Raw genomic sequence first — 13430 nt, forward strand, 5'->3', positions numbered from 1 at the left:
ACAAGAGGAGTGGATGAACATGAGTATGATGGTGGAGACTTCCGCATTACAAGAATTGGTTGCGCGTTCCAATCGAATTGGAGCCGACCGAAGCGTTTGCAATTGGGGCGGAGGCAATACCTCCGTCAAGTCGACGACGGTCGACCACCTCGGCCGCGAAGTGGATATCTTGTGGGTGAAAGGCAGCGGATCGGACCTTGCCGAAGCAACCGACAAAAGTTTCACGGCCCTTCGCTTAGAAGAGATTCTTCCGCTCATGGATAGGGAGTCTCTCTCTGATGAGGAGATGGTCGAGTATCTCTCCCATTGCATGGTTCAGAGCAAGCATCCCCGCTCCTCCATCGAGACGCTTCTTCATGCGTTCATCCCGCATCGTCACATTGACCATACGCATCCGGACAGCATCATCTCTCTCTGTTGCACTGACCGAGGACGGTCGATTGCCAAAGAGATTTTTGGAGACCGGGCCGTCTGGGTGCCGTACATCCGACCGGGGTTTGCACTGTCCAAGCTCATTGGCGAGGCTGTGCGAGATAATCCCCAGTGCGAACTGGTTCTGATGGAGAAACACGGACTCATCACTTGGGGTGACACGTCCGACGAATGTTACGCGAACACCCTTCGCATTGTGCAAGAAGCGGCAGCGTTCATTCAAAAGCATGAGCGAGGAGAACACGTCTTTGGTGGATCCCGCTACGCTCCTCTCTCTCAACCGACGCGCGATGCTTTGGTGGTGGACGTTCTACCGATGATTCGTGGTGTTGTTTCGGAGTATCATGGGGCCATCTTGACCTATGATGCGGGCGAAGATTTTCTCCAGTTTGTGAATAGTCGCGACTGTGCCACGCTGTCCCAGGTTGGCGCGGCCTGCCCCGACCATCTTGTGCACACCAAACGGACTCCGCTCTACATCAATTGGAACCCCGAGCACCAAGACGCGGCGCAGTTAAAGGAAGCGTTGCAAGCGGGCCTCCAACAATACCGAGAAGATTATGCCGCGTACTATGAGCGCCACGTGGATTTCGACGTGCCGATGCACGACCCGTTTCCGCGCGTGATTCTGATTCCCGGCCTCGGCGTAATTGGCACTGGGAAGAGTAAAAAAATGGCCAATGTGGCGGTAGGCTTATATCGCCGTGCCGTGGCCGTCATGAAGGGCGCCACCGCCCTTGGACAGTTCGTCTCTCTCGATGAAAAGGAATCGTTTGATGTCGAATATTGGCCACTGGAGCTTTACAAGTTGTCGTTAGCGCCTGCTGAGAAAGAGTTGGCTCGAAAAGTAGCGTATATCACAGGCGGCGCCGGAGGTATCGGCAGTGCGACGGCGCGGAGAATGGCAATGGAGGGTGCCCATATTGTCGTGGCAGATTTGGCGGAAGACGCGGCAAAGAGCCTAGCGGACGACTTGAACGCGAAGTTTGGCGAAGGTACAGCCGTCGGAGTTGCCGTTGACGTGACCGACGAAGCCAAGGTCGTCGCGTCGTTTCAGCAAGCTGTGCGTGATTATGGCGGGATTGACCTCTTTGTCTCGAACGCTGGACTGGCCAGTTCTGCTCCGTTTGTGGAGACGACGCTTCGAGACTGGAACCGGAATGTCAGTGTTCTCGGCACGGGCTACTTTCTGACCACGCGCGAAGCTTTTCGCATCCTGGTGGCACAGGGCCGTGGGGGATCCATTGTCTTTGTGACCTCAAAGAATGCTATCTATGCGGGGAAAGATGCTGCTGCGTACAGTGCGACGAAAGCGATGGAAGAGCATTTAGCTCGGTGCCTGGCAGTCGAGGGTGGTCCGTTTGGGATTCGCGTCAACTCAGTTCTCCCAGATGCGGTCCTGCAAGGGTCGAACATCTGGAATTCCGCGTGGCGCGAAGAGCGGGCGAGAGCCTACGGCATCCACCCGGACGAACTCGAGGAGCACTACCGCAAGAGGACTTTGCTGCATGTGAATATTTCCACGGAGGACATTGCGGAAGGCATTCTCTTCTTTGCATCGAAGCGCTCCGACAAGACGACGGGATGCATGCTCACGGTGGATGGCGGAGTGTCTGCGGCCTTTCCGCGGTGACGCAGTCCGTCGTTTTGTAGTGGTGCCGAGTGATTTTGGAAAGGTGGCTGAATGCGCATGAATCGGTGGAGTGACAGGGCGTACGCTCTGTTTGAAGAGCAGCAGGAAGACCGTGGAATCTCGGTCGCTTCTGTCAAGCAGAAGTTGTCTGCGCTTTGCATAGAGACACCGTCCTGGGGTTATGGAGACTCTGGGACTCGGTTTCAAGTTTTCAAAAAGGTTGGCGTGCCGCGCAATCCGTTTGAGAAGCTGGACGATGCGGCTGAAGTCCACCGACTCACAGGCGCCTGCCCGTCGGTCGCCATCCATATTCCTTGGGACAAAGTGGACGACTACGGCAAGCTGGCCGCACACGCCAGTTCCCTCGGTTTACGCATTGGTGCAGTGAATCCCAACTTATTTCAAGATGACGACTACATGCTCGGGAGTGTCACGAATGCCAATGCGTCCGTTCGCAAAAAAGCCGTGGAGCACCTCTTGGAATGCGTGGACATCATGGGGAAGGTTCAGTCGAACCTGCTCAGCTTGTGGTTCGCCGACGGCACCAATTATCCGGGGCAGGGCCATCTTCGCGACCGCAAGCGCTGGATGCACGAAGCGCTCGAGGAAACCTATGAGGCGCTTCAACCTGGCATGAAAATGTTGATTGAGTACAAATTCTTCGAGCCCGGCTTTTATCATACAGATCTCGCCGATTGGGGAATGGCCTTTCAGGCAGCCACCAAACTTGGTCCGAAAGCCGAGGTGTTGGTAGACACCGGGCATCATGCGCAGGGTACCAACGTGGAGCACCTTGTGGCGTATCTCTTGGACGAGGCGAAGCTGGGTGGCTTCCATTTTAACAGTCGAAAATATGCGGATGATGATTTAATCGTCGGATCGATCAACCCGTACGAGCTCTTCCTCATCTTCTACCAAATTCTCGATGCTGCACAGGACGCCCGACAAGAAGTTCGCCAGACGGCCGAAAACATTGCCTACATGATTGACCAGAGCCATGCGATTGAGCCCAAAATTCCAGCGATGATCCGGTCGGTCACCAACATTCAGACGCAATACGCGAAAGCGCTGCTGATTCGTCACGGAGAGGTTCAAAAATTGCAGGAGTCCAACGACGTGCTCGGTGCTGAGCAGGAACTCCGCAGTGCCTATGAAATCGATGTCACGCCGCTCCTCATGGCCATGCGCGAAGAACGCGGTCTCCCAGCGGATCCGATGCAGGCGTACACGCAAAGTGGCTATGCCGACAAAATTGCCGCGCGCGGAATAGGCGGCAGTAGCTGGTAAACGGCAGCCTGAAGGTGAGCCAGCCGTGCCTGAAGGTGAGCCGTGCCTGTGCTGAGAGAAAGGCGCGATGGTCTTGACAATTTGCGTGATTGGGGATGAGCTGTTTTGCGCCATCCCCATCCCCATGCCTCTCGCGCTCAGCCCTTAAACACTTTTACGCGCTGTTCGATGGGCTGAAACTGTTTCTCTTGCGGCTGGCCGCTAGGAACGCCAAACGGCATTTGGGCAATCAATTGCCAGTGTGCAGGAAGTTTCCATTCAGCCTTCACTCTTTCGTCAATGAGTGGATTGTAGTGTTGCAAGCTGGCTCCGAGGCCTTCGCTTTCAAGAGCCATCCACACCATCAGTTGGTGCATGGCACTCGTATGTTGTGCCCACACCGGAAAGCGGTCTTGGTACAAGGCGAACTTTTTCTGAAGGTCTTCCACGATGGATTCGTCTTCAAAGAACAAAACGGTACCGTACGCGTTTTTGAAGCCGTTCATTTTTGCTTGGGTCGGTTCGAACTGGTCTGCCGGAACGACTGCCTTCAACACGTCGGTGGTTATGTCCCACAGTTCTTCGTGTTGTTTGCCGAGCAACAGTACGATGCGCGTGGTTTGCGAATTAAAAGCGGACGGAGTGTGAAGGACAATCTCCTCGAGCATTTGCTGCAAGTCTTCGTCGGCAATCGGAGATTGTTTTGTCAAGCTATAGTGCGAGCGGCGCTCCCGCAGGGCTGTCCAGAAGTCGGTGGTTGTACGAGTATTCGGCATATAAACTCTCCTTAATAACTTATTTTTAAGATGCAACGCACTTATTTATCATACAACATGGATTGCCTTATGGCAAACGCTTTGCCTAATATGCTCGTCCTCCTGAGTGGTATTCCTAGGGGATTGTCGCCGCCTGACCCAGGGGAGCATGAACAGGTTGTTCCATCGGTGTGCATCTGTGGCGTATAATTGAGACGTAGATATCTGAGCCAAGGTTAAGGCGGCTTTCCCACCGGCTGGAGCTACCGAGTCGGAGGGTGCTAAGCATGGTGAATTCATCTCTCATGCCGCTGCGTAACGTCGTTTCTCGCAATCTGCTGAAAAAGGAGGTGCGCGCACGTGGCCAAAAATGTACAGTCAGCCTTTGCTGACGGAATCACACCGCAAGCTTTTGTCGCCTCTATGACCAAAAATCGCGAAAAATTCGAAGAGTGGGGCGAGCGCTTTGCATGGAAAAATGCTGCGGACGAATCGTTTTTTCGCTCCTTCGCAGGCCAGGCAGAGCCACTTCGCTGTCTGATTATCGCTGCAGACTGGTGCGGAGATGTGGTTCGTAACGTACCGGTCGTGCTGAATGTGATGAAGACTGCGGGCATAGAGACACGAATGTTGCCCATGGAAGAACATTTCAACGTGATCGACCAATTTTTAGTCATGGGTGGCCGCTCCATACCTGTCGTACTTCTCATCGACTCTGCGGGCGATGTGCGTGCGCAGTGGGGACCACGGTCAGCCTACGTGCAAGAGCCGATGGTCGAATTCAAGCAGCGCGGACTGGAGCGAGGCAGTGCCGAATATGACGAGGCGATGAAGGCGACGCGCGCCGAAATCATGCGGCGCTACGGGGATGGAACGGAGTATCAGCGATGGATTGTGGAAGAACTTCGCGAGACCATGGCAGCTTTGTTGACCGTTTAAAACTGGAGAAGGAGTGTTGAAGCATGGCGATGGATGCACAAGCAAAGAAAACTGCCTTGCGGGGGATTACATACGGGCTCTACGTGATTGGAACGAAGGTGGGAGACGATGTCAATGCGTTTACCGGCAACTGGGTGACGCAGGCGTCGTTCACGCCACCCCTCGTGGCCATTGGAGTGAAAAAAGATACGACTTCCTTTGAAGGCATTCGGGACAGCAAGGTCTTTTCCGTGAATGTCCTCGAGTCTGGCCAGAAAGACTTGGCTTTCGCGTTCTTCAAGCCCGTCTCGCGTGTGGGGAACAAGTTTGGCGATGTGGAATTCTACACATCCACCACGGGTAGCCCCATTTTGCGGGACGCGCTGTCCTGGTTTGAGTGTCAAGTGACGGACGTCATAGACCGGGGCGATCACGCTCTTATCCTTGGCGAAGTCATCGATGCGGGTGTGCATCGAGAAGGTCAGCCGCTGACGCTTGCTGAGACGGGGCTGTTTTACGGCGGTTGAATGCGCATAGCTGTGGGCTCATGATGCGAGACTGGCCGGACTGATGGGTGGCCGCAGCTGGCAGCTGGTGATGGATGAGAGAGGATGGAAGGCGCAAGCAGATGGGTGCAGAGCGGGTGGTTGTCAAAATCGGATCGAGCAGCTTAACCGACGCCACGGGCAAAATTTCGAATGCCAAGATGGAAAACTTGGTGGACCAGATGGCGCATCTGCACGCGAGTGGGGTGCGCCAGTTGGTGCTGGTGTCCTCAGGCGCGATTGCCGCAGGCATTGGGAAGCTCGGTTGGATGCGCGGGCGTTATACGCTGCCGGAAAAACAGGCTGCCTCTGCAGTCGGTCAAGGACTGTTGATGAGCGCGTATGAGCGCCTGTTTGCGAAACACGGCATTCTTGTTGGACAGATTCTTCTGACGCGCACGGACATTGAAGACCGCAAGCGATTTCTCAACATTCGAAACACGATGTCGACTTTGCTGCACCACGGTATTTTGCCGATTGTGAATGAGAACGACACGGTCGCGGTCGATGAAATTCGCTTTGGCGACAATGACGCCCTCGCCAGTCTGGTGGCGTTGACGGTCGGAGCGGACTGGCTGCTTCTGTTGACCGACATCGATGGTCTCTATACGGCCAATCCGCAACGAGACACAGGTGCAAAGCGCATCTCAGAGGTATGGGAGATTACTGAAGAGATGGAGCGCATGGCTGGTCAACCTACTTCGTCCGTTGGCACGGGTGGGATGCGCACTAAGCTGGCGGCCGCGAAAATCGCAACTCAGGCGGGGGCGAACGTGTTCATTGCCGCAAGTCATACGGACGATGTCCTCTGCCGCGCACTTGGTGGTGAGTCCGTCGGCACGCTGTTTCATGCAGCTCCCAAATCGCTTGCTGCGAAGAAGTCGTGGCTCGCCTTTGGGGCGAAGGCTACGGGAAAAATCTTTGTCGATCCCGGTGCCTCACAAGCCATCGGCCACCGCAGCAGTTTGCTGCTACCGGGTGTCACGGCGGTCGAGGGTGACTTTGCCGAGGGGGACACGGTGGATTTGTGCGAAGCTGAGGGGCGCCTGCTGGGTCGAGGAATTACGAATTTTTCGAGCCGTGACCTGTCTCTGCTGCTCGACCGGCGCCGAGAGTGGCGGGATCCAAACCGGGATGGCGTAAAAAGTGACGTGGCGAATCCAATGACCGGGACGGCTGTGGACTGGCTGAGAGGGCTCGAGGAAGTGGTGCATCGCAATGATTTGTCGCTGTACCGTTGAAGGATTGCGGGGTGTTTCGGCGACGGCTCTTCAACCTACAGACTACCTAAAGACTTCAACCTACAACCGAGTTCTATCAAATTTAACGAAATATTCAATTGAATCACCAGAGAGAGGCGGACGATGATGGCGCACAGGGAGGACCTGAAAGACGGCCTGGAAGCGTATGTGTTAGGCAAGGCGCGCCTGGCGAGGCAAGCGGCAGCGAAACTCGCCGCACAGTCCGCAGAAGACAAGGATGAAGCGCTCCGCTGGATGGCGGATGCGCTCTGGGACGAGCGCAGGGCGATTCTGGCTGCGAACGAACGCGATGTGGAGGCTGCCCTTCGTGGGGGCAGTTCGCCTGAGCGGGCGGATCGACTACAACTCAGTGAAGGCCGCGTGGAGGCGATGGTGGAGGGGCTTCACCAAGTGTCTCAGTTGCCCTGCCCAATCGGAGACATACTGGAGCAACGCACGCTGCAAAATGGGCTTCGACTGGAGAGATGTCGAGTGCCTATCGGCGTGCTGGCAATCATTTATGAATCCCGGCCGAACGTGACGGTCGATGCAAGCGGACTGGCCATCAAGACGGGGAATGCGGTTGTGCTGCGGGGAGGCAGTGAAGCGCTCGGTTCCAATCGGGCGATTGTGGCGGCGCTTCATGCCGGACTTCGTCGCAGTCCGGTGAGCGAGGATGTCGTGCAACTTGTGGAGAGTGTAGAAAGGCATAGTGTCGACGTTCTTCTTCGTGCCCGCGGCTTGGTGCAGCTTGCCATTCCGCGAGGTGGTGCGGGACTCATCCGCCATGTGGTGGACACAGCGACGGTTCCGGTCATCGAAACGGGCGTAGGGAACTGCCACATTTATGTCGATCGCGATGCAAACCCAGACATGGCGCTGTCGATTCTGCTGAATGCGAAGACCTCGCGTCCTTCGGTGTGCAATGCGGCAGAGACGTTGTTGGTGGATGCGGCCATCGCGCAAAAGTGGTTGCCGATGGCACTGCGGGGATTAGCGGCGACAGGCGTGGAGGTGCGTGGCTGCGAGCAGACCCTGGCCATTGCCGCGAGCGATGAGGGGTCCGGGTGCGCCGCAGCGGATGGGCCCATGGAGGCTGTCCGTCAACCGCGGATTTGTGCTGCCACGGAAAGTGACTATGAAACCGAGTTTCTTGGTCTCACCTTAGCGGTCAAGGTGGTCGACGACGTGCGGGCCGCGCTAAGTCACATTGAGCGTTACGGGACTCAGCATTCGGAGGCGATTGTCACGGAGAACGAGAAGACGGCGGAGTACTTTTTGTCGCATGTGGATGCCGCCGTCGTCTATCACAATGCATCGACTCGATTCACGGATGGTTTTGAGTTCGGTTTTGGTGCGGAAATTGGTATATCTACGCAAAAATTGCATGCCCGTGGGCCAATGGGCATGGAGCAACTGACCAGTTATCAGTATCGCGTGCGCGGAACCGGCCAAGTGAGAGTGTGACTGGCTCACGGAAGACGAGATCTTCGAGTTGCAAACCAAGTAGTCCCGCTGGCGGGCGAAATCAGTCCGCCCACGCAGAGGGAAGATGATTGGGTGTTATGGACGTGGAGATTCATCCACGCCCTCTTGTTGGACATTCTGCTTGGCGTATGGCTGTGGCTTTCGCTTGGCAACGCGTGAACTGTGCCCAGCCTGGGAACTCGTTTGCGTGGAATTCGTCTTGGGATAATTAAAGGTTTTGCTGTTGCCCATGTCCGCTCACTCCCCTTCGCGTCCGAATGATACGTAGAATGTCACTTCTCCTCTGGGGGCATACCTATGATGCGATGGGTCCGGTTCACGCATGAAGGACACGTGTGAAATTCTTATTGACAGATTGTCAAGCACACTGTAAAGTACAGTAAGCTTTTCGCTTCACGGTGCGAAATGGCGACAGAATAGAAATTCGAGGAGGGCAGTCACCATGCCAAACGATATCGCAGTCGATACACCAATGGCGACTGAGAAGTCCAGAAATCAACAGGGCTCCTCGGGTCTGGTACTGTTGAGTTGGGCGCACTTTCTTAATGACGGGTCGGCCAATTACTTGCCGGGCGTTCTTCCAGCGATATTAATCAGCCTTCATGAACCCGTGGCTTGGGCGGGCGTCTTGATGACGGCACTTCTCATTGGTCAGACCCTGCAGCCGTTCACCGGTATTATGTCGGACCGCTTTGGTGGAAAGTCTATTTTTATCCTCGGGCTCCTGGGTAGCGCGGTGGGTGGCGGACTCTTGGCGTTTACTCACTCGCTGTGGTTGCTCATTCTCTTCCTGCTGATGATTGGTGTCGGCAACTCGATGTTTCATCCGCAGGCTTTGACCCTTGCCCGTAACGCATCAAAAGCTGGCCGTCAGGGGACGGGAATGTCTTTCTTTCTAGTCGGTGGAGAGCTTGGCCGTGGACTATTTCCTTTTTTAACAAGCTGGATTGTTGTCTCCATTGGACTGCACAACCTGTGGCTGACAGCCGTTCCGGCTCTGATCAGCGTGCCATTCTTATTTCGCAAATCACCCAGTTTACCCCCGAAAACCGCAGACCGGCCAAAGATTCACTGGAGAAGTCATGCACGCGGTATGGCGTATCTCATCAGTTTCACCAGTCTGCGCTCCGTCATGATGTACGGAGTGGTCACGTTCATCCCTCTGTTGTGGCATGAGCGCGGGGGCAGCTTGCTTGCGGGGGCTTCCATCATTACAACCACATTGGTTGTCGGTATTGTCGGAAATATGGCAGGAGGTCACGTGGCGGACCGATTCGGGCGTAAAATGCCCCTGATATTGTCCAGTATTGTGACGGCGCTTCTCATCCCTGTCATGACGATGGCCAGTGGATTTTGGCTGTGGGTCGTGGCTGGACTTGTGGGTATTATTTTGTTCTCTTCCTTACCCATCACTCTGCTTATCGGTCAAGACATGTTTCCTGAAAATCGGGCGCTCGGGTCCGGGATTGCCCTCGGCTTGGCGAACGGCATCGGTGCACTTTTGATGCTTGCTGTCACCCCGTTGGTCTCTCATTTTGGCCTAACCTCGACTCTTGATGTCATTGCCGTGCTCGGGGCGGTGGCAACGGTTATTGCCATCGTGATGCCGAAGTCGATGATGGAGGCTTCGTGACAAGAGTTCCCTATCATGAAAAGTCATGGTGTTACGAGGTGACAACTGGCTTTTATGCAGTGGAAAAAGAGCCAAGAGAGGCAAGTATGCCCTCTTGGCTCTTTTGGCTGAGTAGGTGGCTGTACGAAGGTCTTTCACGGAATTCATGAGTCGTGGAAGCATTGGACACTCACACTTTGAGCTCTTGTTCTGCTTAAGCACCGCAAGATGCTTTTGGCACTGCATGTCTCTGGTGGTTGTCACGGCCTCGCTTAACCCAGAGTCACAGCCTGCAATTTGTTGCACGGGACATAGGTGACTGCACCAGCAATCAGAAATACTGCGGTGCCGTTGTTGAGTCCGAGGAACGTTGCAGCCACGTCTTTTTGGGAGTCAAAGTAGACGTGAACCGGTGTTCCAACGCCAATCGTGTAGAGAATGGTTGGGCAACACATGATGTCTCACCTCCTTCATTCAGGAACAAGTTGTGCACGCGGCCGAATGCTTCTACGTTTTTCGCCTCGTTCATCCACTTGTGTGACTTCGCGTATCTGATGGCGTCTCTCGCGGAATCACTGATATAATGTATGCGCAGTCGATTTTCTCTGTTGGGACAGATTGTGGAGGAGAATCGCGGAATTTTGGACAGAACTCGTGATGAGTGGATACTAATTCGCAGAATTGGTGACGTTCTCAGGGTGTGTGTTGACTCTTTGTCGGGTGGCGGTAATAAAATATGAGTTTTCAGAGAGTTTTTGATAGTGCCTGTGCATATGTCGTGGAGCGGACGGAGGAATTGCGCGATTTTGAGGCATGGCTGGCGAACGAATCTCCGTCACCGACGTTGGTCTGGTCCGTTCAAGGGATAGGTGGGATTGGGAAAACATCTTTCTTGCATCAAATTGAGAAAAAGGCGCGTGATTATGGTGTTTCGGTAGCTTGTCTTGACGGGTATACCGGCTTGTCAGGTGCCAATGAACTAATGAATTATCTCTGCGAATTATTAGGAGTGAAATTTCCGTCTTTATTTTTAAGTGTGCAGGAAAAGATACAGATTTTTGTCGAGGTTCTGAAGGGACAAAAAACCATCCTCCTCTTTGACCACTTCGATGAGATGCTCTTTCTAGAGTCGTTTCTTCGTCGTGAACTGATTGCAAATCTGCCCAGTGACGATGTGTTGATGGTGTTGGCCTCCCGAACAGAGTTGTCCATAGGTTGGAAGATAGACCGAGGATTGCTGCACAGAACGCGCAAGTTGATATTAGGAAACTTCTCCTGGAGGCAGGCAGTGACCTTTATTCAAGCTGCCGGCATTGAAAATCGCCTGGTTCAAGACCGCCTCAGCCGCGAGACATCCGGTTATCCGCTGGCGCTCGCCTTGGCCGTGCAATCTGCGCTCTATTACCCGCTCCGAGAATCGGAGGCGGACTCTATACCGCTTCAAGTGTCGGCAGATTTATTGCGGGGAATAGCGCCTCACTTAAATCGATGGGTCGAGTGTTTGGCGTTTCTCAGGACCGGGACACAAGATGTTCTTGAAGAAGTCCTTGGAGAGAGCGTTTCGGCGAAAAACTTTCGCGAACTCAGTAGGCTCTCTTTTATTCGTCTCACCGACAAAGGTCTTGTGCTTCATGATGTCGCGCGGACGTACTTGCTGAGCGATTTGAAGCTTCGAAATCCGCAACAGTTCGCCGCGATGTTTGAACGGACCGTGCACATTTTGGGAGCAAAACTTGAAAACTCAACGGACAGTGTCGCCTACGATTTATCGCACAATCTCGTCACGCTTTGTACCTTTGTAGCTCCCGTTCTAGAGTTTCCGGAGACGGCGTTTCCTATGAAACTCTCGGCGCGGAGTTTGCCGCGTTGTGAACCGGTCCGAGAGAGTGATGTTCTGTCATTACATCACCTTCTCGATAGCGGTATTTCTGCAGGTATCGTGGACAGTCGTCTGATAGATGTTCATGCTCTCCTCGACGATATCCTGTATATTTTTCCGGAGAGTTTGCGGGTTATTCATCGCAGTGATGGGCGTCCTATTGCCTTTGCCACGCTGCTCCCCATGGACGCGATGAGCCTGGCACATCTACCATCTCTGATTACAGAAGAGTTGCAGGACAGGCTCGCAGATGAATGGGAAGTCTATCAACAGACGCCACATGGAGAGTCAGACACCACGCTCAGTCTTCTCAGCTGCGTTGCGCCGGAGGCAGAGACTGAAGAATATACTTTTTTCGATCTTCTTCTTGCCCTGAAAGTCACTGGCTGGTCAGAACTTGCACAGGGGCAGCGTTGCCTCCTGTTGAATACTTCTCCTCAAGTCGACGTGTTCTACTCTCAACTGGGGTATCACCGATTGCCCTCGAGGGCAGGCAACTCCTCGTTGGTCCGCGTCTATGCTTTGGATTTTCGCAAAGAATCGATGGCAAAGTGGCTCATTCCATTGCTCTTAAATTCATCGGCAGACGGTGTTTCGTCTCGAAAGTCAGCTTTGGTCTTATCCAAAGAGGCCGTTCGAAAATGTCTAAAAAACATTCACAGCATCCAAAAGTTAGATGAGTCTGAGATAGCGAAAAAGTTGGGGCGGTCTGGCCGACAATTGCAAACTGAGTTGCGAGAAGCGCTGCTGGAGAGTCCGCCGCGACCGCCACTGACGGAAGAGTTTCAATGGGTTTTAGAAAAAACGTACCTACATGGGAGGCCTAATATTGTATCCATCACCCACAGCTTGAATGTGGGGCGAGCGACTTACTATCGCAGGCTCGACCATGCCCTGTCTGCTCTGGCCCAGGTCTTGCAATGCTAGAGCGAAGAAGGTGTTTTGTCCAAATTTTGAACGTCATCATAAAACGGAGGTCTCTCCGCAATAATACGCCTGTCCCACAATTTCATGTGAAGGGGAAATGACGTTGGATCAGGAGTTGCGCAAAGAACTACGAGGCATCCAATCTGCATTGAGGATGGAGCTTGGCGAAGAAATTCACTCTCTACAGAGCCAGTTGACACAGATGCAACAGACACTCGGACAATTGAACACTCCGTCACAGGGTGCATCGAGCGGGTCATCCGTGTCGACCACGGGCACTGGTACGACGGGTAGTGGTGGACTTACCAACCAGGTGGGTTCCGGCTCTAACTCTGCGGGGCACGGTGGTGCCAACGCGCAGTCCAGTGCTTCATCCCAACAAAATCAGGGTCAGCAGCAGTTGATGCAGCAGATGCAACAATTTCAGCAACAGGCGGCGCAGCAGCAACAGCAGTCGCAGCAAAAACTCCAACAGTCTATCCAACAGGCCATGCAACAATTGAATCAGGCTCAGCAGCTGTTGCAAACCAATCAGGTGCTCGGACAGATGAATCAACTGATAAACCAGTCTCAGCAACAGCTTCAACAGATGCCGTCCAATTCCGGTCAAGGTCAAGGCCAATCCACGTCTTCGAATTCAAATCAAGGACAAGGATTTTCGCAAAATCAACCCTTGCAGTAATCAGATAGACGGTTGCTGCCACGGAGTTCAACCTTAGAATCGAAATATGTCA

12 protein-coding genes are annotated in these 13430 nt (G+C 53.9%); 9 read left to right on the forward strand and 3 right to left on the reverse strand.

What is annotated here, in order from left to right; genetic code table 11:
• The first annotated feature begins 13 nt into the window (after nt 1-13).
• Together M4I36_RS13295 and rhaI are read left to right on the forward strand one after the other, a co-directional pair.
• Nucleotides 14-2065 carry a bifunctional aldolase/short-chain dehydrogenase gene (locus tag M4I36_RS13295; RefSeq protein ID WP_258112235.1) on the forward strand — a complete coding sequence of 684 codons (2052 nt, stop codon included), beginning with the start codon at nt 14-16 and terminating at the stop codon, nt 2063-2065.
• 57 nt (nt 2066-2122) lie between these two features.
• Entirely contained in the window at nt 2123-3352 is a 1230-nt protein-coding gene (rhaI, locus tag M4I36_RS13300; RefSeq protein ID WP_258112236.1) for an L-rhamnose isomerase, read from the forward strand.
• Between the two features lie 137 nt (nt 3353-3489).
• Here rhaI and M4I36_RS13305 read toward each other — a convergent pair whose 3' ends face one another.
• Nucleotides 3490-4107 carry a nitroreductase family protein gene (locus M4I36_RS13305; RefSeq protein ID WP_258112237.1) on the reverse strand — a complete coding sequence of 206 codons (618 nt, stop codon included), beginning with the start codon at nt 4105-4107 and terminating at the stop codon, nt 3490-3492.
• Between the two features lie 339 nt (nt 4108-4446).
• Between M4I36_RS13305 and M4I36_RS13310 the strand changes: the two genes are divergently transcribed.
• From M4I36_RS13310 to M4I36_RS13325, 4 genes are all read left to right on the forward strand, one after another.
• Nucleotides 4447-5025 carry a thioredoxin family protein gene (locus M4I36_RS13310; protein WP_258112238.1) on the forward strand — a complete coding sequence of 193 codons (579 nt, stop codon included), beginning with the start codon at nt 4447-4449 and terminating at the stop codon, nt 5023-5025.
• A gap of 29 nt (nt 5026-5054) precedes the next feature.
• Nucleotides 5055-5531 carry a flavin reductase family protein gene (locus M4I36_RS13315; RefSeq protein ID WP_308661283.1) on the forward strand — a complete coding sequence of 159 codons (477 nt, stop codon included), beginning with the start codon at nt 5055-5057 and terminating at the stop codon, nt 5529-5531.
• 101 nt (nt 5532-5632) lie between these two features.
• On the forward strand, nt 5633-6790 hold the full coding sequence (proB, locus tag M4I36_RS13320; protein ID WP_258112240.1) for a glutamate 5-kinase: 1158 nt from the start codon (nt 5633-5635) through the stop codon (nt 6788-6790).
• 123 nt (nt 6791-6913) lie between these two features.
• The gene (locus M4I36_RS13325; protein WP_258112241.1) at nt 6914-8257 is read left to right on the forward strand and encodes a glutamate-5-semialdehyde dehydrogenase; all 1344 of its coding nucleotides are present in this window, start codon (nt 6914-6916) and stop codon (nt 8255-8257) included.
• A 96-nt stretch (nt 8258-8353) separates the two neighbouring features.
• Here M4I36_RS13325 and M4I36_RS13330 read toward each other — a convergent pair whose 3' ends face one another.
• Entirely contained in the window at nt 8354-8509 is a 156-nt protein-coding gene (locus M4I36_RS13330) for a hypothetical protein (RefSeq protein ID WP_258112242.1), read from the reverse strand.
• 211 nt (nt 8510-8720) lie between these two features.
• Between M4I36_RS13330 and M4I36_RS13335 the strand changes: the two genes are divergently transcribed.
• A complete protein-coding gene (locus tag M4I36_RS13335; protein ID WP_258112243.1) occupies nt 8721-9911 on the forward strand; it encodes an MFS transporter in 1191 nt (396 codons plus the stop codon).
• 251 nt (nt 9912-10162) lie between these two features.
• Here the strand turns inward: M4I36_RS13335 and M4I36_RS13340 are convergent, their stop codons facing one another.
• Nucleotides 10163-10345, reverse strand: coding sequence for a hypothetical protein (locus tag M4I36_RS13340; protein WP_258112244.1), 183 nt, complete (start codon nt 10343-10345; stop codon nt 10163-10165).
• A gap of 281 nt (nt 10346-10626) precedes the next feature.
• Here M4I36_RS13340 and M4I36_RS13345 point away from each other — a divergent pair, with 281 nt between their 5' ends.
• The gene (locus tag M4I36_RS13345) at nt 10627-12696 is read left to right on the forward strand and encodes a hypothetical protein (RefSeq protein WP_258112245.1); all 2070 of its coding nucleotides are present in this window, start codon (nt 10627-10629) and stop codon (nt 12694-12696) included.
• Between the two features lie 103 nt (nt 12697-12799).
• Entirely contained in the window at nt 12800-13378 is a 579-nt protein-coding gene (locus M4I36_RS13350; RefSeq protein ID WP_258112246.1) for a hypothetical protein, read from the forward strand.
• The last annotated feature ends 52 nt before the right edge of the window (nt 13379-13430 follow it).

Source organism: Alicyclobacillus sp. SP_1 (assembly GCF_024706985.1).
GTDB lineage: Bacteria > Bacillota > Bacilli > Alicyclobacillales > Alicyclobacillaceae > Alicyclobacillus_I.

Excerpts from the sequence above, each read along its gene's own strand:
- M4I36_RS13295 (WP_258112235.1), top strand. The coding sequence starts at position 14 with ATGAACATGAGTATGATGGTGGAGACTTCCGCATTACAAGAATTGGTT.
- M4I36_RS13315 (WP_308661283.1), top strand. The coding sequence starts at position 5,055 with ATGGATGCACAAGCAAAGAAAACTGCCTTGCGGGGGATTACATACGGG.
- M4I36_RS13345 (WP_258112245.1), top strand. The coding sequence starts at position 10,627 with ATGAGTTTTCAGAGAGTTTTTGATAGTGCCTGTGCATATGTCGTGGAG.
- M4I36_RS13305 (WP_258112237.1), bottom strand. The coding sequence starts at position 4,107 with ATGCCGAATACTCGTACAACCACCGACTTCTGGACAGCCCTGCGGGAG.
- M4I36_RS13325 (WP_258112241.1), top strand. The coding sequence starts at position 6,914 with ATGATGGCGCACAGGGAGGACCTGAAAGACGGCCTGGAAGCGTATGTG.
- rhaI (WP_258112236.1), top strand. The coding sequence starts at position 2,123 with ATGAATCGGTGGAGTGACAGGGCGTACGCTCTGTTTGAAGAGCAGCAG.
- M4I36_RS13340 (WP_258112244.1), bottom strand. The coding sequence starts at position 10,345 with ATGTGTTGCCCAACCATTCTCTACACGATTGGCGTTGGAACACCGGTT.
- M4I36_RS13335 (WP_258112243.1), top strand. The coding sequence starts at position 8,721 with ATGCCAAACGATATCGCAGTCGATACACCAATGGCGACTGAGAAGTCC.
- M4I36_RS13330 (WP_258112242.1), bottom strand. The coding sequence starts at position 8,509 with ATGGGCAACAGCAAAACCTTTAATTATCCCAAGACGAATTCCACGCAA.
- proB (WP_258112240.1), top strand. The coding sequence starts at position 5,633 with ATGGGTGCAGAGCGGGTGGTTGTCAAAATCGGATCGAGCAGCTTAACC.